Annotated in this window: 21 protein-coding genes; 19 read left to right on the top strand and 2 right to left on the bottom strand. The window is 36.2% G+C overall.

The window, feature by feature from the left end:
* Positions 1–13 precede the first annotated feature (13 nt).
* A complete protein-coding gene (locus UGRO018_RS01130; protein ID WP_416324603.1) occupies positions 14–1,402 on the top strand; it encodes an MBOAT family O-acyltransferase in 1,389 nt (462 codons plus the stop codon).
* A 15-nt stretch (positions 1,403–1,417) separates the two neighbouring features.
* Positions 1,418–2,563 (top strand): DHHW family protein, encoded by a 1,146-nt coding sequence (locus tag UGRO018_RS01125; protein ID WP_416324602.1) that lies wholly within the window; start codon positions 1,418–1,420, stop codon positions 2,561–2,563.
* An 87-nt stretch (positions 2,564–2,650) separates the two neighbouring features.
* Here the strand turns inward: UGRO018_RS01125 and UGRO018_RS01120 are convergent, their stop codons facing one another.
* A complete protein-coding gene (locus tag UGRO018_RS01120; RefSeq protein WP_416324601.1) occupies positions 2,651–3,088 on the bottom strand; it encodes a potassium channel family protein in 438 nt (145 codons plus the stop codon).
* A 298-nt stretch (positions 3,089–3,386) separates the two neighbouring features.
* Here UGRO018_RS01120 and UGRO018_RS01115 point away from each other — a divergent pair, with 298 nt between their 5' ends.
* The 6 genes from UGRO018_RS01115 to UGRO018_RS01090 all read left to right on the top strand — a co-directional run bounded on the left by UGRO018_RS01115 (position 3,387) and on the right by UGRO018_RS01090 (position 10,659).
* Entirely contained in the window at positions 3,387–3,836 is a 450-nt protein-coding gene (locus UGRO018_RS01115; protein ID WP_416324600.1) for a potassium channel family protein, read from the top strand.
* Entirely contained in the window at positions 3,833–4,501 is a 669-nt protein-coding gene (locus UGRO018_RS01110; protein WP_416324599.1) for a potassium channel family protein, read from the top strand. The genes UGRO018_RS01115 and UGRO018_RS01110 overlap by 4 nt, the downstream gene beginning before the upstream one ends.
* The gene (locus UGRO018_RS01105) at positions 4,501–6,003 is read left to right on the top strand and encodes a TrkH family potassium uptake protein (protein ID WP_416324598.1); all 1,503 of its coding nucleotides are present in this window, start codon (positions 4,501–4,503) and stop codon (positions 6,001–6,003) included. Before UGRO018_RS01110 ends, UGRO018_RS01105 begins: the two co-directional genes overlap by 1 nt.
* 35 nt (positions 6,004–6,038) lie before the next feature.
* The gene (locus UGRO018_RS01100; protein ID WP_416324597.1) at positions 6,039–7,547 is read left to right on the top strand and encodes a DUF4118 domain-containing protein; all 1,509 of its coding nucleotides are present in this window, start codon (positions 6,039–6,041) and stop codon (positions 7,545–7,547) included.
* A complete protein-coding gene (locus tag UGRO018_RS01095) occupies positions 7,540–8,223 on the top strand; it encodes a response regulator (protein WP_416324596.1) in 684 nt (227 codons plus the stop codon). Before UGRO018_RS01100 ends, UGRO018_RS01095 begins: the two co-directional genes overlap by 8 nt.
* A 519-nt stretch (positions 8,224–8,742) precedes the next feature.
* Complete coding sequence (locus UGRO018_RS01090; RefSeq protein ID WP_416324595.1) at positions 8,743–10,659, top strand: DUF4118 domain-containing protein; 1,917 nt, start codon at positions 8,743–8,745, stop codon at positions 10,657–10,659.
* 121 nt (positions 10,660–10,780) lie between these two features.
* On the opposite strand, the gene UGRO018_RS01085 is transcribed toward UGRO018_RS01090, so the two are convergent.
* Positions 10,781–11,554, bottom strand: a complete 774-nt coding sequence (locus UGRO018_RS01085; protein WP_416324594.1) for a hypothetical protein — start codon at positions 11,552–11,554, stop codon at positions 10,781–10,783.
* Between the two features lie 375 nt (positions 11,555–11,929).
* Here UGRO018_RS01085 and kdpF point away from each other — a divergent pair, with 375 nt between their 5' ends.
* From kdpF to UGRO018_RS01030, 11 genes are all read left to right on the top strand, one after another.
* Positions 11,930–12,007 carry a K(+)-transporting ATPase subunit F gene (gene kdpF / locus UGRO018_RS01080; RefSeq protein WP_416324642.1) on the top strand — a complete coding sequence of 26 codons (78 nt, stop codon included), beginning with the start codon at positions 11,930–11,932 and terminating at the stop codon, positions 12,005–12,007.
* Positions 12,008–12,040: 33 nt separating this feature from the next.
* On the top strand, positions 12,041–13,753 hold the full coding sequence (kdpA, locus tag UGRO018_RS01075) for a potassium-transporting ATPase subunit KdpA (protein WP_416324593.1): 1,713 nt from the start codon (positions 12,041–12,043) through the stop codon (positions 13,751–13,753).
* 19 nt (positions 13,754–13,772) lie between these two features.
* A complete protein-coding gene (kdpB, locus tag UGRO018_RS01070; RefSeq protein WP_416324592.1) occupies positions 13,773–15,836 on the top strand; it encodes a potassium-transporting ATPase subunit KdpB in 2,064 nt (687 codons plus the stop codon).
* 9 nt (positions 15,837–15,845) lie between these two features.
* Positions 15,846–16,469 (top strand): K(+)-transporting ATPase subunit C, encoded by a 624-nt coding sequence (locus tag UGRO018_RS01065; RefSeq protein WP_416324591.1) that lies wholly within the window; start codon positions 15,846–15,848, stop codon positions 16,467–16,469.
* A 356-nt stretch (positions 16,470–16,825) separates the two neighbouring features.
* Positions 16,826–17,698, top strand: a complete 873-nt coding sequence (locus UGRO018_RS01060) for a tyrosine-type recombinase/integrase (protein ID WP_416324590.1) — start codon at positions 16,826–16,828, stop codon at positions 17,696–17,698.
* 458 nt (positions 17,699–18,156) lie between these two features.
* Positions 18,157–18,966, top strand: a complete 810-nt coding sequence (locus tag UGRO018_RS01055) for a LytR/AlgR family response regulator transcription factor (RefSeq protein ID WP_416324589.1) — start codon at positions 18,157–18,159, stop codon at positions 18,964–18,966.
* Positions 18,967–18,981: 15 nt separating this feature from the next.
* Positions 18,982–19,170, top strand: coding sequence for a hypothetical protein (locus tag UGRO018_RS01050; RefSeq protein ID WP_416324588.1), 189 nt, complete (start codon positions 18,982–18,984; stop codon positions 19,168–19,170).
* A 34-nt stretch (positions 19,171–19,204) separates the two neighbouring features.
* Entirely contained in the window at positions 19,205–20,992 is a 1,788-nt protein-coding gene (locus UGRO018_RS01045) for an EAL domain-containing protein (RefSeq protein ID WP_416324587.1), read from the top strand.
* A gap of 21 nt (positions 20,993–21,013) precedes the next feature.
* Positions 21,014–21,643 carry a signal peptidase I gene (locus UGRO018_RS01040; protein ID WP_416324586.1) on the top strand — a complete coding sequence of 210 codons (630 nt, stop codon included), beginning with the start codon at positions 21,014–21,016 and terminating at the stop codon, positions 21,641–21,643.
* 89 nt (positions 21,644–21,732) lie between these two features.
* Positions 21,733–22,383 carry a hypothetical protein gene (locus UGRO018_RS01035; RefSeq protein WP_416324585.1) on the top strand — a complete coding sequence of 217 codons (651 nt, stop codon included), beginning with the start codon at positions 21,733–21,735 and terminating at the stop codon, positions 22,381–22,383.
* A gap of 134 nt (positions 22,384–22,517) precedes the next feature.
* Positions 22,518–23,999, top strand: a complete 1,482-nt coding sequence (locus UGRO018_RS01030; RefSeq protein WP_416324584.1) for a carboxypeptidase-like regulatory domain-containing protein — start codon at positions 22,518–22,520, stop codon at positions 23,997–23,999.
* Position 24,000: the final 1 nt, after the last annotated feature.

The raw sequence follows: 24,000 nt of genomic DNA, 5'->3' as shown, positions 1-24,000 counted from the left end.
AGGAAGGATGGCAATGTCTTTTAGCAGTATGAGCTTTATCTTCGCATTTTTGCCAATTGTTTTGATTCTCTATAGAATAACCCCTCATAAATATAAGAATGCGTTACTGCTCATTGCTAGTTTATTTTTTTATGCTTGGGGAAATATATGGCATGCATTGCTATTGATCATGTTAATATTAATTAACTTCTTTCTGGGGATCTATATTGATCATGGTTTTGAAAATGAAAGAAAGCGGAGATTGATCGAGAGTGTGATCCTAAATGTTGTCATATTAGCTTATTTTAAATATTATGGTTTTTTTCTAAATACAATTGGCTCTATCGTAGCATTGCCTAATTATCAATTGTTTACTGTACCTTTAGGTATCTCCTTTTTTACCTTCTCTATCCTATCTTATCTCATTGATGTTGGTAGAAAAAAAATCTCGGCAGAGTATCAATTACTTCCATTTGCTTTATTCGTATCTTTTTTTCCAAAACTTGTAATGGGGCCTATTGAACATTATGAAAATATGAGAAAACAATTTGATGATCATCCTTTGACTTCTGAACTGTTTGAACAAGGATGTAGTCGTTTTTTAACAGGTCTAGCAATGAAAGTGATTCTTGCTAATACCATGGGGTCATTATGGAGTCAAGTGAATACGTTGCAGCTATCGGCTTTGACAGCCTGGTTGGGAATACTTGCCTATACTTTACAGATTTATTTTGATTTTAAAGGCTATATGTTGATGGCAAGAGGACTTGCCAATATGTTTGGCTTTCATATTTCACGAAATTTTTATTATCCCTATATGGCTTTCAGTATTACCGACTTCTGGCGACGTTGGCATATTACGTTAAGTACATGGTTTAAAGACTATGTGTATATTCCTTTAGGGGGAAATCGTAAAACGATCCGAATAACTATAAGAAATCTGATGATCGTATGGTTTCTGACTGGTATTTGGCATGGATCAAGTTGGAATTTTATCTTATGGGGATCATATTATGGGATATTATTGATCATAGAAAAATTTGTACTACAAGATTTTATCAAAAAGTTGCCTAAGGTGGTTCGTTGGTTTTATACGATTTTAGCAGTCATGGTTGGATGGGTCTTATTCGTTTCCAAAGATATGACCATCGCTATTGATTATTTAAAATCTATGATGATGTTGAAAGAAAATGTTGTTATGGATCAAAGTTTTTTGTTTCTGTTAAAAGAATATGGAATATACCTATTGATCGGTATACTTTGCTGCACTCCATTCTTTACTCATTTAGCACAGCAAGTGGCTAAAAAATTCTATGGACAGCTTTGGTTTTTAAAACCGGTCATTACGATAAGTGTGTGGATCATTTTGATATCTTATTTGTTATCGAATACTTATCAATCATTTCTCTATTTTCAGTTCTAAGGAGGTAACTATGAAATGAGTACTGTAAAAAAGCAGTGTACAAAGTGTGGAGTCTCAATCACTTTTATCGTATTGTTAATGATTTCAGCGATGATGGGAATCTTTGTAAAAGATGAATCTCAATCAGATACGGAAAATCGTTCATTACAGAAATTTCCAGAGTGGAATATAGCCTCAATAGAAAATGGCGAATATCAAAAATCAATAGAAGCGTATCTTAGTGATCAATTTCCATTGCGTTTTCAATGGGTAAGGATGCATTCTAATTTAGAGTATGATTTAGGAAAAAAAGAAATGAATGGAATCTACATAGGTAAAGATGATGAATTATTTCAAAAAAGTGTGATACCTGATACTGATATGCTAAATCAGAAACGATCAACGATCAATTCCTTTGTAAAAAAATATGAAAATCTAAATTATAGTATGTTATTAGTTCCTAATAAAGCTACTATTTATCAGGATAAGCTTCCGGTCAATATTGAATCACAGGATCAAATGAAGATCATCAAAGAATTTGCAACAGGTCTAGAATCTTCTATAAAGTTTGTAGATGGCTATGAATCATTGAAAAAAAATAAAAAGGAACGATTATATTATCGAAGTGATCATCATTGGACGCAAGCTGGGGCATACACGGTCTTTATGGAATGGAAAACAAGCGTGTTACCCGATGAATCAACCTATCGTTATGATAGATATGCAGTGAATACATCATTCTTTGGAACATTAGCTAATGCAAGTGGTTATTATCGAGGTAAAGGAGATACGATAGAAATCTCTATTTCAAAAAGTGATCCTTTATACTATGTACGTTTTCTTCAAACAAAGACAATATCCACTTCTTTGTTTGATAAAGCCAAGAATGAAGGGAATCATCCATATGATGTGTTTTTATCCGGAAATCACCCTTCCATTGAAATCGATACCACTGTGGAAAACCAAAAACATTTGTTGCTGATAAAAGATAGCTATGCTAATTCTTTTGTATCCTATCTACTACCTTATTATCATACAATTACAGTCATAGATCCAAGATACTATTTTGAAGACTTTTATCAACTGCTACAAGATCATGAAATAACGGATGTACTGTTTCTTTATAACGCCAATACTTTTTTTTCAGATAATTCATTACAGAATATGTTGGTTGAAGAGTAGTGAATTGACATGAATATTCCATGAGATGAGATATTTTAATTCATATGGACTTTTCTAATATTTTTTGAAGTCAACGAAAAAGTTCTTCTATATATTTAGCTTCTTAGAACGTGAAAAATGCTCTTGCTCAAATTCATGAAGTAACAGTTCTGAAAAGCAAAGGATATGAATGCTAGGCTGATTTAAAATCGTTCTAAGAGAACTATCATCAATTCTAGCATAGATATTCTTACATTTATATAAAGCTGCTATCTGTGCAAGCATTGCATTCAAATTATCATTTCCTGTAGCAGCAAAGAAACAATCAGCATGTTCGATTCCCGCATAAAGAAGTACATCTTTATCACAAGCATCTGCTGTTATTTTTTCAATTAGCAAATTGTAGGGAAGTCTTTGAAAATGATTCTCTGCAATATCTATGATGATTACCTTATATGCATTTTGCTGTAAGGCAATGGCGATGCGTGCACCTAGTTTTCCACAACCAGCAATCACAGCTTGCTTTTTTTTTAGTTTTTCAAACATATGTTAGCCTCCTAGCTTTTTTATTTACTCACAGTATAGCAGAATCAATATAAAAGCAGGATATATAAAAATCGTTAGTCTATTATCTTTGTATAAAGATAATTGTATCAAAAATCTATGGGAAAGTTTACGATCTTTATATTATGACAGCATAATCTTTATATTCTTAATATGATTTCTTGTTTTCTTTATACCATCTTAACACATTCTTAACATACGTAGGTATATGATTATACTTTCTTTATATTTTATCTGCTAGTATATAGGGGGGCAGGAAGACAGATTAGAGGTGTATGTTATGTTTACAAAAAATCATTTAAGAAATCAAAAAGTGTTGGTAGCAGGATGTGGTAGATTTGGTGCATGTTTAGCATCTGCATTAAGTGAATCCGGATATGATGTTATCGTCATAGACAAACAGGAATGTGCGTTTAAACGACTTTGTGATAGCTTTGGGGGATTTGAAATTGTGGGAGATGCTTCCGATTTGTCTGTGCTGGAATCCAGTGATATTCAACATTGCAATCTTGTTTTAGTATCTACGGATAATGATAATGTGAACTGTATGATTGCGCAGATTGCTCATACGATCTATCATATCAATCAAGTATTTATTCGTCTGAATGATCCATATAAAGAAAAGCTTCTGGAACAGACCACCATCAAAGCCATTTATCCTGCACGGCTTTCCGTGCGTGAATTTGAGCATATCAGTCATATTACATTGAAGGAGGAGCCACTTATATGAGAATCATTGTCGCAGGAGGTCGTAATAAAGCGGATTTTCTGATTGGTTCACTATTAGAGAAAAAACATGAGGTAACTGTAGTGAATGATGAAGAGGCTTATTGCAGTTATTTGTCTGAAAAATATAACATTCCGGTTATCGTTGGAAACCCTTGTAAACAATATGTGCTAGAGGAAGCAGAGATTGAACATGCTGATATTTTGATTGCTTTACGTCCAAGTGATCCAGATAATCTAGCCATTTGTCAGACTGCAAAAAAAATATTTCATGTGAAAAAGGTAGTAGCAACGGTAACAAATCCAAAGAATGTTTCTATTTTCAAAAAGTTGGGAGTTAATACTGCCATATCAGCCACATATACCATAGCAAAAATCATTGAACAGGCAAGCACTATAGAAAATTTAGTGAATTCATTGTCCATCGAACATGAGAATATCGTTATGACGGAACTATTATTGACAGAAGAGTGTGCTGTATTAAATAAAAAGTTAAAGGAATTGGTCATGCCGTCAAATGTTATTGTATGCTGTATCTTACGTAATGTAGAAATGATCGTTCCTAATGGTGAAACGATGTTAAAGGAACATGACAAGCTTTTGATTCTTTCCCATCCGAATATGCAAGATCAAGTACTGGATTTGTTTTCTAGTAAAAGGGTAGCATAATGAATACACAATCGACTTTATCAACAAAAGAGGTTGTGGGATTTCCGTTAATCATCGGATATATCGGTGTTCTGTTAATGATCATCGGGGGTATTGTACTTTTACCATTGCTTACATTGTTATTTTATCCCACCGAAGTTCAAGAGGCAAAGTTTTTCATCTTACCTGGAATCGTAAGTATGATAACAGGCTATCTTCTTTTTTTCAATATTCGTGGAAAGGAAAAGGGACGGTTGCAGCGTAATCAGGATGCAGTGATCGTTGTAATCTGCTGGATCTTGGCAATCATTGTTTGTGCAATTCCCTTTATGCTCAGTGGAAAATACAATTTTACACAGGCAGTATTTGAGATGACGAGTGCATGGAGTACTACGGGACTTAGCGTAGTTGATGTGGAACATATCTCTCATTTGTTTTTGATGCATCGAAGTACGGTCTTGTTTTTTGGAGGCATCGGATTAGTGTTGATCATGTTATCCGTTCTTTCCGATACTTATGGAATGCGCCTATATGCGGCTGAGGGGCATAGTGATCGTCTGTTACCTAATTTGCTGAAATCAGCACGTATCATTATAACGATTTATATGTGTTATATTCTTTCGGGGATCGTCTTATATATATTATTTGGTATGTCTCCATTTGATGCAGTCATTCATTCCATTGGTGCTTTATCAACCGGTGGTTTTTCATCTAGAGCGCAAAGCATTGGTTATTATGACAGTGTGCCGATCGAGTTGATAACCATTGTATTAATGATTCTAGGAAATATTAATTTTCTGGCACATTTGTTTTTGATTCGTGGAAAACTTCGTAATTTCTTTCAATATTGTGAAATTCGCTTTTCTTTTGTGCTGATTGCTTTGATAACACCACTCATGGGTGTATTGTTAGCTTCCACTCTTAATATGGCAATGCCAGAAGCATTTCGTATTGCCTTGTTTCAGGTAGTATCCGCACTTACTACAACGGGGTTTCAGACCGTGAATACTTTTATATCCCTGCCATCTTCGATCTTACTGCTGATGATCATCTTGCAACTGATCGGAGGGGGAATAGGCTCTACTGCCGGAGGTATCAAACAATATCGAGTGTATGTTTTATGCAAAGGTATCTATTGGAATTTACAACGCTTGTTACTATCCAAAAACGTAATCCGATCTCATAAAATCGTTAAAGTGGATAAAAAAGAGTCCATCGGTAACGCTGAAATTGCACAAACAGGTCTATATGTGCTTCTATATCTGTTGATTTTTGTTTTAGGAAGCTTGATTCTATGCTGTTATGGACATCCATTAGAATATAGCATGTTTGAATTTTCCAGTGCATTGGGAACCGTTGGCTTATCCGCCGGTATCATGACTTATGATGCTCCTTCTCTTGTCCTATGGACCGGAACCATCGGTATGTTTATTGGGCGACTTGAAATTTATGTCGTTTTACTTGCTGTAGTAAGAATTGAAAAAGATGTACGCTCCGGTTGGAAGCGTAGAAAATCGGTATGAAATCTGCTATAATCTGGTAAGAAAAGAGGATTTTAATGAAAATCAATCATATGTGGAAAAACTTATGCATTACAGTAGTGATCTTATTTCTTTGTACTCTTGTATCCTTTGTATTTGATGATATAGAAATTCGTACGGAAAATATCATGTTGATTTATTTGATTGCTGTTTTGTTGATCGTTGTGGAAACGAAAAGCTTTTTATGGGGGATCACTTCCAGTTTTCTTAGTATTTTGACATTTAATTATTTGTTTACCAATCCAACTTATTCTCTTCAAATTGATGATTTCAATTATATTATCACCATCATTGTGTTTTTGATCGTATCCTTTGTAACAGGTTCTTTGGTCAATAAATTACAACAACATGTGCAGCAGGCAAGACGGGTTGCCAAACAAACCAATGCTTTATATGAAATTACAAAGGCTTATTTGACCTTAAATGATGCGGATACAATTATCAGCTATACTATGCGCTCTCTATATGCCGTTCATCAAACCGTTTGTATAACTTATTATAAAGGAGAAAATGGGTTGCAGCGAATTTTTGAGCATTTGGAAACGACAGTTAAACCAGATGATAATATGGCAGTGTGGTGTATGGAAAAAGAATGTGAATGTGGACAAGGCACATCTTTTTATGAAAATCAACCTTGGACATATCATCCTATGTATTGCAATAACCAGCTTATGGGTGTATATGCACTTTATGAGGAAATAAAGTTAGATAAAGAGCAACAGATGTTTATTCATACATTAATTTCACAAATGGTGATTGCTGTAGAAAGGGAACAACTATATAAGAAACAGGAACAAAGTAAAATAGAAATCGAAAAGGAAAAACTACGTAATAATTTGCTAAGAAGCATCTCTCATGATTTGCGTACTCCGTTAACAGGCATTGCCGGAAGTAGTACGTTGATCTGTGAAAATTATGCAGATCTTGACGATGAGACAATATATAATCTCGTAAAGTCGATTAGTAATGATGCACTATGGTTAAATCAGTTAGTGGAAAATCTATTGAATATGACAAGAATACAAGATGGAAAGTTGTTATTGAAACAGAATAAAGAAGTTGTTGACGATATCTTATTAGAGGCAGTATCTCGCTGTGAAAGCAGAAAGGGAAACCATACGCTGAAGGTACAACTGCCTAAAGATGTTTTACTTGTGGAAATGGATGGTCGTTTGATGATACAAGTACTTGTCAATATGATCGACAATGCTATTAAGCATACACCGGATGAATCTGAAATTGATATTCGATGTTATAAGGAACAAGGCAATGCAGTTTTTGAAGTATTGGATCAAGGAAATGGAATTGATGAAAGTATACAAGATCATCTGTTTGAAAGCTTTGTGACAACAAAAAGTGAGCGCAGTGATTCCAAACGAGGAATCGGTCTGGGATTGACTATTTGTAAAAGTATCGTAGAAGCACATCATGGCGAAATATTCGCCCATAATCGAAAAGATACATCCGGTGCTGTATTTGGATTTAAACTGAAGCTAGCTGAAGAAAGGAACGATGTATATGAATGATAAAATATTATTAATTGAGGATGATGCAAGTATTATCCGATTTCTTAGCCTATCACTAGAGAGGAATGGATATAAAGTATTGGAAGCACGCAATGGCATTGAAGGAATCTCTCTTTTTATGACAGATAACCCGGACTTGATATTACTAGATCTTGGTTTACCGGATATTGATGGCAGTGAAGTGTTGTCTCAAATACGAGCACAAAGCGAAGTACCGATTCTGGTGGTATCTGCTCGTGGACAAGAAAAGGAAAAGGTGGAGGCATTGGATCTTGGTGCTGATGACTATGTCACAAAGCCATTTCATATCAATGAACTGCTTGCCAGAGTGCGTGTGGCGTTACGCAAAAGAACACCACAAGTCGTAAAAGAAAAGATTTTTATATTGGATGGTTTGCGTGTGGATTTTGAAAAATATAAGGTATATGTTGATGAAAATGAAATTCATTTGACACCGATTGAATTTAAATTGCTTGTGCTTTTGATTGAAAATGCCGGGAAAGTACTGACACATAGTTTTATAATACGTAACATATGGGGATATAGCACCTGTGAAGATTCACAATCTTTACGTGTATTCATGGCAAATATACGAAGAAAAATCGAAAAAGATAGCTCACATCCTCGTTATATTCTGACGGAAGTTGGCGTCGGATATCGTTTTGTAGATGAATAGCAATAAGACCATTTGGTAGTAAAGAGCTCTTTGCAACATCTTAACACCAAAGGAAATCTACTAACAGCACCTTTACTCAAGCACTGGTAAACTATAAGTGTAAGGAAGGTGATGGATATGTTAAATACCTTTGATATTGTCATAAGTATAATAGGAATCCTTTTCGCAATAGGTTTACTTTGTGAAGCATATCGTCTTTTGAAATCAGCTATAAATACAAAGCAGTGTCACATGCACTAATGTTATACATATAAAATATAAAAACAGTCATGATAGAGAAATAGTTTGTATTCTCTTAATTGACTGTTTTTATATGTATTGATTGAAATTTGATATTTTATATGATAGGTACTATATACATGATTTTTATCGATACAGATAAAGTCAAAAGTATGTCCTCTTCTTTATTTATTCACAGATGTTTAGATTCTATAAAGATCTATGTGTTTCCTATGAATATGATGTGGATAATGATAAAGTGCTGTTGTAATTCTGTTATACTGAAATAAGGTGATCATGATGAAACAGGGACATTTGAAAATATTTTTCGGGTATTGTGCAGGTGTAGGAAAAACTTATGCTATGCTAGAGGCAGCTCATGAGCGGGAGCGAGAAGGAATCGATGTAGTGATTGGTTATATTGAAAAGCATGATCGTATTGATACGATAGCACAGATGAAGGGATTGAAGAGCATACCCTTAAAAACTGTTACGTATCATGGAATCACGCTTGAAGAATTTGATCTGGATCAGGCATTACAGCGGCATCCGCAATTGATTTTAGTGGATGAACTTGCACATACCAATGCACGTGGGTCAAGACATCTTAAGCGCTATAGTGATATACAGGAACTGCTACATGCCGGAATTGATGTATATACAACTGTAAATGTACAGCATTTAGAAAGTCTACAAGATGTTGTTGCAGGAATTACCAGAGTGCAAGTTCAAGAGCGTATTCCTGATACTGTATTTGATGATGCAGATCAAGTGGAGCTTGTAGATATCGAACCAGATGAATTGATAGAACGACTAAAAAAAGGGAAAATATATCAAAAGATGGCTGCACAGAAAGCATTGCATAATTTTTTTGTGAGAGATAATCTAATTGCATTACGTGAAATTGCATTGCGTCGTTGTGCGGATAGGGTAAATAAGCGGGTCAGTCTAAAAGATCGTAAGTCTACCAGAGAGCATATTCTTCTATGTTTGAGCCCATCTCAAAGCAATGCTAAGGTCATTCGTACAGCAGCACGCATGGCAAGTGCTTTCTTTGCGGAATTTACAGCACTTTATGTAGAGAGTGGAAATGAGGAAATGCTTAGTCGAGAAGATATGGAACAGCTAGAACAAAACCGTCGTCTTGCACAGCGATTTCATGCGAATATCGTTTCAGTGGTTGGTGATGATGTTGCACAGCAAATAAGTGAATATGCTAAAATCAGTGGTGTCTCAAAAATTGTGATCGGACGCTCCTCTCCAAGGCCACATTCCCGTGCGAAAACAATCATTGACCAGCTTGCTTTGTTGGCACCAGATCTTGAAATCTATATCATTCCAGACACACATGTCGAGTCTATGAAAAAGAAAAAGCTAAATTGGAAGCTTTGTAGTACGTTTGATCATCGTGATCTTTATATTACGGTATTCCTGTTTTTTACAGCAACCGGAATTAATTTGCTCATGTTTTATTTTCAGCTGCCTGAATCAAATATCATCATGGTGTATCTTTTGGCAATCGTTCTCATATCTTATAGCACTAGCTCTCGTGTTTATGGGTTGAGTGTATCTTTATTGATCGTTGTCTTATTTAATTTCTTTTTTACAGTACCTCGTTTTTCATTAGAGGCATATGATCCTGCATATGCGATGACCTTTGCAGTGTTATTCATTGTTTCTTTTATCATTAGTACCTTGACTAGAACAATGCGTATGCAGCTTAGAGTAAATGCTATGCAAGCACATCGCATGGAGCTTTTATTGGAAACTTCACAACAACTACAATTGGCTGAAAATATGGTTCAGTTAGCAGAAGAGGCAATTCGTCAATTGTATAAACTGTTAAAACGTACCATCATCATTTATAGTGTGAAAAACGGAAAGCTTCAAGATCCGGTGATCTATCACGAGCAATTATGTGAAGAAGAGGAGCAAAGATTCCTTTCTGAAAATGAGCGTGCGGTTGCCCAATGGGTTTTGAAAAACAATCGCAAAGCCGGTGTATCAACTAGTACCTTGCCATATGCAAATGCTGTGTATTATTCCATTCGAAAGAAGGAACAGGTTTATGCTGTTGTCGGAATCGCTTTGAAGCAAAAAGAAGTTTTATCACCATTTGAACGTAGCATGTTAGCAACGATGTTGAACGAAATCGCACTTGCAATGGATTCCATGCGTAAGCAAAATCACAGAAAACAATACAATAATAAGTTGTAACATGACGCTGTTTCATAAACATTTAAAGTCCTGTAATCAAAAAAGGTAGAATAACTCTAAAAAGTTAGAATTATGCTACCTTAATTTATTTTTTATTGATATAAAATTACTTCTATTTTTTTCAACAATGTTTGCTTTGCATTGTATTTATTTTAATACAGGATATGGAAGTATCTTGATCATAATATTTAGTAGAAACTAAATAGAAGGGAAAAAGAGCACTAAATTGTCCGATAAAGGTGAAAAAATAAATCAATGTGATCGTTATTTGAATATGTACATCATTTACAGATAGTATGTTTTGTAACATCATGGAACCATTGTCCGTTTGTGATAATCGTTGAATCAATTGCATGAGGATCTCCTGTTGGAAGATGACCCATAGAATAAAAGGAATGCTATATTTTAAAAATACGATTGCATGGCGCTTCATCAGATCCAATGGAAGGGTCAAGATTTTGTATACAGATGATTCGCCATCTATTATAGAAAAAACCGCTAACATATTCCAAAGAAGAAATATGACCGTAATCAAAGAACTTATGATAGTATACAAGAAAGGAACATAGATAGTAAATGTAAAAAGTGTATTGACGATGATTTGAATAACGCTAATGATAAAACCTGTAACGATAAAATATAAGCTTTTTTTTAAAGCATTGTTTATCACAATAAAGTTATAATGATTCTTTCTTATAAAGCATAAAAGCCAAAGGAATGCGATATCCATAAAGATCATACCAATAAATGATATCAATATATTTATGATCTGATGAAGGAATGTAGATTCTAAATCAAGATAAAGTATTTCTTTTATAATGCTGATAGCAAATGATAATGTAGCAAATCCAATGATTGCCAATACGATAGAATTCATATTTTTTTTATTTATCATAGATTATTTTTCTCCTTTATGTTTTCCATTAAATTCACTAAGGTAGTATATCTTGCACACTGACCTATGTCTATTAAGGCAACATAAAGAAAATGATTATCATGTAAACATTTTGAAAGGATCGTTGAATGATAGAGGTACAAATAATTGCAATCATATAAAATCTAAATGTTAATACCATCTTAACAACTAAGTCATAACCTTAACACTGCGTTTCTTTTTCTCGTGCTAGAATGAGATAGCTTTACAGAAAAGGAGTTGATATGATGACACTTGATATTTTGATGATCATTATGCTGGTCGCAGGCTTTGGTCTTGTAAAGTTATTTGCTAATTGGTGTGAAAAACAAGTGAATCGTTAATGGAGGTAAGAGTATGGCACTATTATGCCTTTTGATCATTGCTATTATGATTTATTTAGTATATGCATTGATCAATCCCGAAAAATTTTAATCAGAGAAAGTATATGTAAAAGGAGAGTACGTTATGTTACAAATTGGGTTAACATTAGCATTGTTTGTGATTCTTGTTATTCCGATGGGGAAATATACCTATCATCTTGCTACGAATAACAAAACATTTGCTGATCCCGTATTTAATCATGTAGACAATTTTATTTATAAAATATTTAAAATTGATACTGAAGATATGGGTTGGAAAAAATATGCATTAACACTCTTGATGGTTAATGCTGTCATGGTTTTGGTTGGATACATTATTTTAAGAATACAATCAATTGGATTATTTAATCCAAATGGAATCGATGGAATGGAACAAACATTATCCTATAATACCATCATATCCTTTATGACAAATACAAATCTTCAACATTATTCTGGTGAATCTGGACTATCATACTTATCTCAAATGCTGGTTATTATATTCATGATGTTTACATCTGCAGCTACCGGTTATTCAGCTTGTATGGCGATGGTACGAGGATTATGTGGAAGAAAACTAGGAAATTATTATGTTGATATGGTTCGTTGTACGACTCGTATCCTAATTCCGGTATCCTTTCTTGTCGGACTGTTTCTTGTTTCTCAAGGTGTACCACAAACACTGTCTGGAAATCTAACGATTACAACATTAGAAGGTAAACTTCAGGATATTGCTCAAGGGCCTATTGCTGCCTTAGAATCTATCAAACATCTTGGTACGAATGGAGGCGGCTTCTTAGGTGCTAATTCTTCAACACCATTAGAAAATCCAACAATATTCTCCAACATTGCGGAATTGTTGTCTATGATGATACTTCCAGGTTCTTGTGTCATAGCCTTTGGACATATGGTATATGATCGCCATTTAGAAAGAAAAGGCGGAGAACGGAAAAAAATCATTTTCGGACACGAAGGAAGAACGATTTTCATCGCAATGGGAATCATCTTTCTGATTGGTTTGAGTGTATGTTTCTGGGCAGAGTCTCAAGGTAACCCTATTCTAGAAAAGCTGGGGATTTCCCAAACAATGGGCAGCATGGAAGGGAAAGAAGTACGCTTCGGTATTGCTCAATCATCTCTATTCACTACGGTAACGACATCATTTACTACAGGTACCGTTAATAATATGCATGATACGTTAACCCCACTTGGCGGTATGATTCCATTGCTTCATATGATGTTAAATGTGGTATTTGGTGGTATCGGCGTTGGTTTGATGAATATGCTAATTTATGCAATCTTAGCGGTATTCATTTGTGGATTGATGATAGGCAGAACACCCGAATATCTTGGAAAAAAGATCGAAGGAAAAGAAATGAAATTAGCAGCTCTTTGTATTATCATTCATCCACTATTGATTTTAGGATTTTCTGCATTAGCTGTATCCTGTCAACAAGGTATGGAAGGAATCACTAATCCAGGATTCCATGGTTTGACCCAAGTTCTATATGAGTATTCTTCCTCTGCTGCCAATAATGGATCAGGTTTTGAAGGACTAGCGGATAATTCCAGCTTTTGGAATATAACTACAGGACTTGCAATGTTCTTTGGTCGATATCTTTCTATTATCATACAATTAGCAATCGCAGGTTCATTACTCAAAAAACGTTATATGAATGAAACTGTTGGTACATTACGAACAGATACGATGTCATTCAGTGTTATTCTTGTATTTGTTGTTCTTATTATCGCTGCATTGACATTCTTGCCAGCACTGGCAATGGGTCCGATTGCAGAATATCTGACCTTGTGGTTCTAAGAAAGGGGAGCATATGTCTATGAAAAAACAAACAACAAAATTTGTAACAAAAGATATTTTAAAGTCTTCTCTAATAGGTGCGGTAACGAAGCTGAATCCTGCTTACATGATGAAGAATCCTGTAATGTTTGTCGTGGAAATCGGATTCTTTGTATCCTTACTTCTTGTCTTTTTTCCGAATTTATTTGGGGATGATGGGGAGAATCTGCGTGTATACAATCTGATAGTTTCCATTATTTTATTGATTACTGTGTTATTTGCGAATTTTGCAGAATCTGTTGCGGAAGGACGAGGTAAAGCTCAAGCGGAATCATTAAAGAAAACAAAAAAGGATACCAAAGCACATCTGTTATGTGAAGATGGAACAGAAAAAACGATAAGTGCGATCGAATTGAAAAAAGGCGATATCGTCATGGTAAGAATCGGAGAAATCATTCCTAATGATGGTGAAATCATTGAAGGAATCGCCTCTATTGATGAATCTGCGATTACAGGAGAATCCGCCCCTGTATTAAAAGAAAGTGGAGGAGATTTTAATAGTGTTACCGGAGGAACGACAGTTGTTTCTGATTGGATCAAGGTACGCATTACTTCAGAACCGGGTGATTCCTTTTTGGATAAAATGATTGCTCTTGTAGAAGGTGCAAGCAGAAAGAAAACACCTAATGAAATTGCACTTAATACTTTACTCGTATGTTTAACGATCATCTTCATGATTGTCATTGTATCCCTATATCCAATGGCGAAGTATACAGGAGCAAGTATTGCTATTTCTACTCTAATTGCGTTGACTGTATGTTTGATTCCAACAACCATAGGCGGACTTCTTTCCGCAATTGGGATAGCTGGAATGGATCGTGTTACTCGCTTTAATGTTATCGCAATGTCCGGTAAAGCAGTGGAAGCTTGTGGTGATGTTGATACGATGATTCTTGATAAGACAGGAACGATCACGTATGGCAATCGTCTTGCATCAGAATTTATCGCCGTAGAAGGAATAACCAAAGATGAATTGATTTATAATGCTGCATTATGCTCAATAAGTGATGATACACCAGAAGGAAAATCTGTGATTTCGCTTGCAGAACAAATGGGAATCAAAGTTGATCTTTCTTTTGAACAAAAGAAAGAAATTAAAATTATTGAATTTTCCGCCAATACTAGAATGAGTGGTATTGATATGAATAATGGAGCAACAATCATAAGAAAAGGTGCAGGTGATGCAATCGAAGGGTATGTAAAAAAACTTGGTGGAAATATTCCAAAGGATCTAAAAGAAAAAGTAGAGAGCATATCCAATCTTGGGGGAACTCCATTGGTTGTTTGTGTAAATGAGAAGATTCTTGGTGTGATCTATTTAAAAGATACAGTTAAGCCAGGATTAGTTGAAAGATTTCAAAGATTACGTGATATAGGTATTCGTACCATCATGTGTACCGGAGATAATCCTTTAACAGCGGCTACAATAGCTGCAGAAGCAGGTGTTGATGGATATATCGCTGAATGTAAACCCGAAGATAAAATTAAAGAAATAAAAAAAGAACAAGCAGAAGGAAAAATCGTTGCTATGACAGGTGATGGCACCAATGATGCACCAGCGTTAGCACAAGCTGATGTAGGAATGGCAATGAATAGCGGAACATCAGCCGCTAAAGAAGCAGCTAATATGGTAGATCTAGATAGTAATCCTACAAAGATCCTTGAAGTAGTGGAAATTGGTAAACAATTATTGATTACACGAGGCTCTTTAACAACATTCAGTATTGCAAATGATATCGCAAAATATTTTGCTATCATTCCTGCAATGTTTACGATCGCCATTCCTCAAATGCGGATATTGAATATCATGAATCTTTCAACACCATATAGCGCTATTTTATCCGCACTGATTTTTAATGCCATCATCATTCCATGTCTTATTCCATTAGCAATGAAAGGCGTTAAATACAAACCTATGTCTGCATCTCGTATGTTAGGACGCAACATGATGATATATGGTATCGGTGGTATCATATGTCCATTTATTGGTATAAAACTAATCGATATTATTATTACGCCTATATTGGCGATGTTAGGTTTTTAGGAGGATGCTATGAAAACATTTCTACATTATTTTAAAGGAGCGTTTATATTTTCGGTTGTAATGCTGGTCATGTGTGGTTTGCTTTATCCCTTGGCATTAACAGGTGTTTCTCAATTGGCTTTTCATGATAAAGCGAATGGATCACTCATAACAGTGAATGGTAAAGACATAGGATCAGAATTTGTTGGACAAGATTTTACAGATAAACGTCTCTTTAAATGTCGTCCAAGTGCTGTGAATTATAACACATATACTGAAGAAGATAAGAAAAACGGTGATTATGCAGGAATAGCCAGTGGTTCAAATAATTATGGAAATACAAATCCGGCTTTAAAAGAACGAGTTCAACAAGATATCGATGAATTTCTTGCAGCTAATCCTGGAGTAAAAGAAACCGATTTGCCCGGTGATTTATTAACTGCTTCCGGATCAGGTTTAGACCCACATATCTCAGTAGAATCAGCTACTATTCAGATTCCCGCAATAGCTAAGGCTAGTGGATTATCTGAAGAAAAATTATTAGAAATCGTGAATAGCAATACAGAAGAAAAATCATTTGGTGTGTTAGGAGAGCAGAAAGTCAATGTACTAAAATGTAATCTTGAAATTGCACAATTGATCGGTTTGATTTAAGGTTTAGGTCTTGTTCCATAAGAACAAGATCTTTTCTATTTATGAAAACACATGATTCTATAATTTTCTGTCAAAAACCGATAAAGATTTCATACCACTTCATTATGTATGACTGTTATGAAGAAGGACAGATAATCAGAATAATGTTACTAAGAGAGATGAATCAGCTCAGGTATGAACGCTATGTCTTCACATGATCCATTTATGAATTATTTTCATATTGTTCATTACACGTTGTTCACAAACCAAACGTTATTTATATATGCTTATAATTTGGTAAAATTTACCAGTAAACGAAATTCTGAAATATGGTAAAATTTGATAAAACCAGAATATGAAAGAGGATTTGATACAAGATGAAAATGAAAAAAATATGTTTGGGAACGATCAAAAAATATAAAAGCTATCTAACCGAAGAAGAACGTAGTCAGGCCACCATTGATAAATATATGAGAGATATCCATTGTTTTTATGACTATCTTCCTGAGGATAAAATCATCACAAAAGAAGTTGTGATTGCTTTTAAACAATCACTTGTAGAGTCTTATCAGCCTTCTAGTATCAACAGTATGCTTACCGCAATCAATGGTCTGCTTACCTATATGGGAATGAGCGAATGCAAAGTAAAATTACAGAAGATTCAAAGAAGGATCTTTCATGATGACAAATACAATCTTACAAAACAAGAATATCAACGATTGTTAGATACAGCACTGGCAGTTGGAAACATCCAGCTTTTCATGCTCATGCAAACCATCTGTGGAACCGGAATACGTGTTAGTGAGCATCAATACGTCACTGTAGAAGCATTGAAACATGGTTCAGCCTGTGTCCATAACAAAGGTAAGTTCAGAGAAATCATTTTTCCTAAAAAGTTAAAACAGGCCTTGCTTCAATATTGTAAGAAGCATCATATCCATTCCGGTCCTGTATTTATCACGAAGCATGGGAATCCCTTGGATCGCAGTAATATCTGGTCCATGATGAAAAGGCTATGTGAAAGAGCAGGAGTCAATAAGGAAAAAGTATATCCACATAATCTGCGTCATCTATTTGCATTTACGTTCTATGCTATCGAAAAAGACCTAGTCCGTCTTGCGGATATCCTAGGTCATTCCAGTATGGAAACTACACGTATTTATACAAAGACCTGCCTTAAGAAATGTCAGAATATCCTCGATCGTATGGGACTGTTCTTTCATGATTCTCGAGATCTTGCGATATCATAACGATACCACATAATGAGTATTATGTGGTATATGTTTTATGTATCAGTAAAAACCCTTTTAAATTACTGTTTTTTTTGTATATTTTCTTATCAAAAATATAGGTAACAATTTTATAAAAATGAAATTGTAACCGTTTTACATAAAATATCTTACCATTTTGTATCTTCCTCAACAATAGTTATTGGTAAACAATAAAATATTTTGGGGAAATCTTGTTTTTATCACTTTTTGTGTGATTTATATATGATGAAAGTAGAAAAAAAGGCGCAAAAAAGCCTTGAAAACGGTATTGTGAAAAAATCAGATACAGCTTTCTCTTGTCATCTTCTTTCTTATCATGATCGTTTTGGCATCCTTCAGGGTGCTTTTTTTATGTTTCATTTTTCCTATTTTTTTCATCTACCACATAATACTCATTATGTTGTGAAAGCGTTGTTCAAAGGGAGATAGAAAATAACATGAAAAAGGAAGAAATCAGTCATTGTATCGAACTGACCAAGGAGATCATGGTGCACCATTATCACAAGGATGATGATCTTGCGATCGATCATTTACATAAGAACTGTATCTGGATCGGTTCCTGTGCGGAAGAATATTACGAAGGAAAAAAGGTCATCGGTGATGTCCTGAAACAAGAATCCAAGGAACTACCGGATATCGAACTAACTGCGTTTGCTTATGTCTGTGTTTCCCATGATACCCATGAATGTGTCATTACCGGTAGACATACCGGTCAAACAACAAGTGCTTCAGGAGAGATCTATCGTGATATGCAACGCATCACCTTCGTTTGGAAGAAAATAAAGGATAAGCTCCTCATCATGCACATCCATGTATCCAATCCTATGAATAACCTGCAAGATGGTGAGATCTTCCCTCATCAGATAGGAAGATACACAAAAGGATATCTTGAGGTGCTCGTCAATCGTGATATCAAGAAAAATGGCTCCATCACCATCAAGGATCAAAAGAACCGTTATCATATCATCAATATCACGGATATCTTGTATTGTGAGGCTTTCGATATGAACTGCATGATCCATCTCGCAAAGAATGATGTATTCGGAAGGATCACCTTGCTTGATTTTGAACAAAAGCTGAATGAAAAAAACAAAGATATGTTCAAGCGGGTACATAAGAGCTACCTGGTCAATCGCTATCATACGATGTCCTTATCCCGCTATGAACTGATACTGAAGAATGAGATCAGGATACCGGTATCACAAGAGCGCTATAACGATGTAAGGGATTGGTTGAATCAATGCTAAGGGGAGGAAGACACAATGGAAAGAAAGATATTGGCAAGACTGCCGGATATGTTCACACATGAGCAATATCGAAGTGCCGGTGTCGCACATCTGGTCAATATAGATCAAGAGATCGAGTTTTATTATCGGGGAAAGCCGATCACGAAGGAACAAGCAGATGAAATGGTGATCGAACATTATAGAAAAAAGAACACGAGCAAATGAAGGACGCAAAGGAAAAAGGGTAGGAGTGATAGTGGTGTCGACAACGATAACGAATCAACTGGAAATATTGACCCAACGATTGGCAGAATTGTATTTCATCAAACGAGATTATACCGGGCTATCCGGTTTCTTATCAGAGGATATCAGCTGGATAGGTACAGGGATCAATGAGGTATGCAGCAATAAAGAAGAAGCAATGATGTTCTTCAAAGAAGAAAGCAAGATCTATGATGGATATTTTCTGATAGAGAACGCATGGTTTCATGGGATCGAGATCAGTGATGATCTGGGGATCGTCATGGTAACCCTGACCGCAAGGACCTCATCGGATGCCACTTGCCTGATGAAGATGCCTCTACGCTTTTCCGTGATCTGGCATAAGGACAGAAACTTATGGAAGGTCATCCATATCCATAATTCCATAGCAGATAGCGATCTGAAGGAACATAATTATTTTAATATCGAGGCCGCACAATCAGCCTACTCACAAATGAATGAAAAGTTGAATCATGCAGTAAATACCGATCCACTAACAGGCATCAGCAACATGACCGGTTTCATTCATGATACCGAAGAAATATTCAAGAAATACCCCAACGATTCCTATGCCATCATCAAGTTTGGGATCAAGAACTTTCGTTATATCAATCGGGTACATGGATATGGCACAGGGGACAAGGTATTACAAAACATAGCGAAGAATTTGAAAAAGACATGTCGAGAAGGAGAGACCTGTGCAAGGATAGAGAAAGATATCTTTGCGTTGACCTATCGATTCTTCACCAAGGATGAGATGACGTATCGAGAAGGAAAGGTACGCATGAAACTGATCGATAAGCGCATCAGCAAGAAGATCAACATGGATATCTGTTTCATAGCAGGGATCTATCTGCCACAGGATATCCATCATGAACATGTCATCGATATGTTGGATAAGGCATTGATCGCCCAACAAAGCGTACCAAGAAATATGGCAGGAAGTCAATCTGTCTATTATGATGATGCGATGATGAACAATATGATACAAAAGAATGAATTATTAGAAGCAGCGATACCAGCGATGCATAATGACGAATATAAATTATACATACAACCGCAATTTGATATCCGAACCCATCGCATCATCTCAGGAGAAGCGCTATGTCGATGGCAGAAGGCAGATGGTACGCTCATCCCACCGAACGACTTCATCCCGGTATTTGAGGAATATGGGATGATCATCAGCTTTGATTTCCATATGCTGGAGCTGTTGTGTCGACAGATGAAGGAATGGATGGATGAAGGATTGGAACTAAAGCCGGTATCCATCAATCAATCTCGCTTGCATATAGAACATGAAACATACCTGGAAGATTTCTGTTCGACGGTAGATCGATATGGGATACCACATGAAGATATCGCATTTGAACTAACAGAATCGGCATTCGTAGAACAACAAGATGAGATGTTGAAGCTGGCATCGAATCTACATAAACGAGGATTTCAATTAGCCATCGATGACTTTGGGACAGGATATGCTTCGCTCAACTTTTTAAGTGTCGTATCAGCAGATATCCTAAAGATCGATAAATGCTTGTTGGATGGTATCGAAAACAATAAACGATCCCGTTCGATCATAGAGAAGACGATCGAGCTGGCACATGAGATCGATATGACGGTGATATGTGAAGGAATCGAAACAGAAGAACAATTAGAATACCTAAGCAGGATCGGATGTGATATCGGACAAGGCTTTTTGATAGGAAGACCGATGGAATCCAAACAGTTCGAACAGATGTGGATGAAGGATAAGGAAAGACATCGCACGAGCATGACACATTAGGAAAGAAAGGAACTTATGAACATGAAGAAAATGAAGCTATCAAGCGTGATAGGGGTGATGGCATGTATCCTATTCATCCCGATCATCGTGGTAAACCTAGGGATCATCATCAATGGATTTCAAGACAATGAGAATATGCCGGGGTTCATGGGCTATCGACCGGCGATCGTTTTATCAGGATCCATGGAACCAACCTTTGATGCAGGAGATGTCATCGTCATAGAAAAAGCAGAAGATACAGGAAACCTACAGAAAGGCGATGTCATCACGTATCTGGTATCAGGAAAGGCAACGACACATAGGATCATCAGCGTAACGGAGCATGAAGGAAAGACAGCCTATGTGACAAAGGGAGACTACAACAATGTAGAGGATCGATTGGCAGTGTATCCGGAACAGATACAAGGAGTATATAAGGGATTTCGTATTCCCAATTTAGGAAATATCCTGATGTTCATGCAGAGCACACAAGGAATGTTGGTATGTCTGGGAATCCCATTTGCGCTCTATATCCTGTATGACATCTTCAAGCGAAGAAAAGACAGCAGAAAAGAGAATGAAGCATTACAAGATCAGCTGAAGGAAAAGGAAAGACTGGAAGCAGAGCTAGCGAAGCTGAAGGCAGAGAAAGACCAGATAGAGAATAGATGAAAAGAAATCGTTGTAATACACATCTGATAGGTTGGCACAGAACATTAGATGATGTTTACATATAAAGGAAAAATTGGAGGAAAAAAGAAATGAAGAGAAAGAAGAGCATAGCCGGAAGATTGGGCATGACGGCATTTGCGCTAACGTTAGTAACGACATGCATATCTAGTGGAACGCTTGCGAAGTATGCCAGTGAGGTAACAGGTACAGGAACTGCAATTACTGCTAAATGGGCCTTCAAGGCAGGAAGTTCAAGTGGTGCAGAATCAATTACAGAATTTAAATTAGGTGAAACAACCACTACTGCTACAGTGGCCAAAGAAAGAATTGCACCGGGGACATCTGGTACCGTTCCACTTTACTATGATCTGAGTGGAACTGAAGTAAAGACAAATCTTAAAATTAGTATCAAGGTAGATGATGCTAATAAACTACCAACAAACTTCAAAATCACATGTGATGGTGTAACTAAGGGAAAATCAGATTTCACAACTGCAAACGGTGCTTATATAGATTTTGTTTCTAAAGATATTTCTGTAGATACAACGTCAGGTACTCTAACTTCAGCAGATGCAACAGGTCAAAAAGATATCACATGGGCATGGGCATTTGAAACAGGCACTGATGATGGTTCAAAGGCAACTGGAAACACAGCTGATACGACAGATGGAAAAGCAGCAAATACAGCAACTTTTACAGTCAAGGTAGAAGCAACACAGTTGGCAGCATCAGCGTCATAAGTACAATCACTATCTTATATCAGATCAAGGCACAAAAACTAAGGAGCAGTGTCCTGTGCCAGCACTGCCCTTTAGCAAAACCCACAGAATGCTCTGTGAGCTTTGCTAAGGGAGAGAAGAACAGGAGAATGATTATGGATGATAAATTGAAAGATCAAACTACAGAACAGACCATTCAACAGGAAGAGAGAAAAAAGCATAAAAAGCTAGTTCTTTTATTACTGTTGCTTTTACTTTTTTCAAGCATCGGCGTTAGTCTGATCCTGAATCATCATACAGAAGAGCTTCCAGTTGTTGATACCATAACGATCGATCCTGTAGAGAAACGAAGCATTCATGTATCAGGCCAGGTCATCTATTCTGATGGAAGGGTATATGAAAACGGTCGTGTGCAGCTACATTCCGAAGTGAAGGAAACAAAGACAGATAAGAATGGATGGTTTCTATTCAAAGATGTCGATCCAACAGAACATACGCTTTCTGTTTTGGATGAAGAGGATCATGTCGTTGCGAAAGCATTGATATCAGTAGAACAGAAACAACAGGGAAAAGATTTCAATATCACAAAGAACAAGGATGGAGAATATGTGGTTCATTTATCTACGACCATTCGATATCTTGAACTGAAAGTAGAAGTTGATGGAGATAAGCTTCTGTTACTACCTGAAAACAGCTATGCAGTAACAGATAAAGGAAAGGTCTTTACACAGGATGGACAGCTAAAGGTAGATGATGGGCAGATCGTGCTACCATCAGGAACCGTTGTTTTGGAAAACAATAATATCGTGCATTATCCATACATGGTAAAGCCAGATAATACGATCATCAATATACCAAAGGATGGTGTCAAATTAGAAGATGGAGTAGTGATACAAGGGGATGGTACCATCGTATTCCCTAAGGATGATGTAGAAATCAATGATGAAAGAGATGAAGTCACAAATGGTGAAGATGGAACTACAAATGAGATACCAAAAGATAAACCATCAAATGTGAAGCCGGATGGTGATGTAGAAACGATCGTACCAAGTGAACCGGACACACCAACAGACCCTGATGATCCTAATCAACCAACAGATCCAGATGATACTGATCCAGAGGAACCGATCTCACCATCAGAAGGTTACATAGTACGAGGTAAAAACAAGGCAGGATGGACAAGTCCATGGGATATGACAACACCATTAACCGCATTGGATCTCTTTGATACAGGAAAGAGAAATAAAGAAGATATTCCAATAATACAACCGGGGTCAGAGGGAAGTTATATCTTCTGCTTGGAGAATCAACGCTCTACGGACCTAATCGTCAGCATACAGCTTCAAAAAGTATCAGAGATAGAATTTCCATTAGAATATAGACTGTCAGAGATACAAAGTATCGATAGTGTGGTAGATAAGAATGTGAAATGGCAAAGTTTGAAGAATGGAGCATTGACCATATATGACGAAGGTATCATAGGTCATAAGAGCACGAACAATCAAAAGCTATATCGATTGGAATGGAGATGGCCATTTGATCAGACAAATGAAACAGATACCGAGCTAGGAAGAAATCAATCCCAATTTGAGCTTAAATTGGGAGTACATGTAGAAGAAGCGGTAAAAGAGAAATAAG

This window comes from Hoskinsella mucinilytica (genome assembly GCF_045223415.1).
Lineage (GTDB): Bacteria > Bacillota_I > Bacilli_A > Erysipelotrichales > Erysipelotrichaceae > Hoskinsella > Hoskinsella mucinilytica.
The sequence above is the reverse complement of the archived record's forward strand: the minus strand, read 5'-3'. Positions and strand labels throughout refer to the sequence as shown.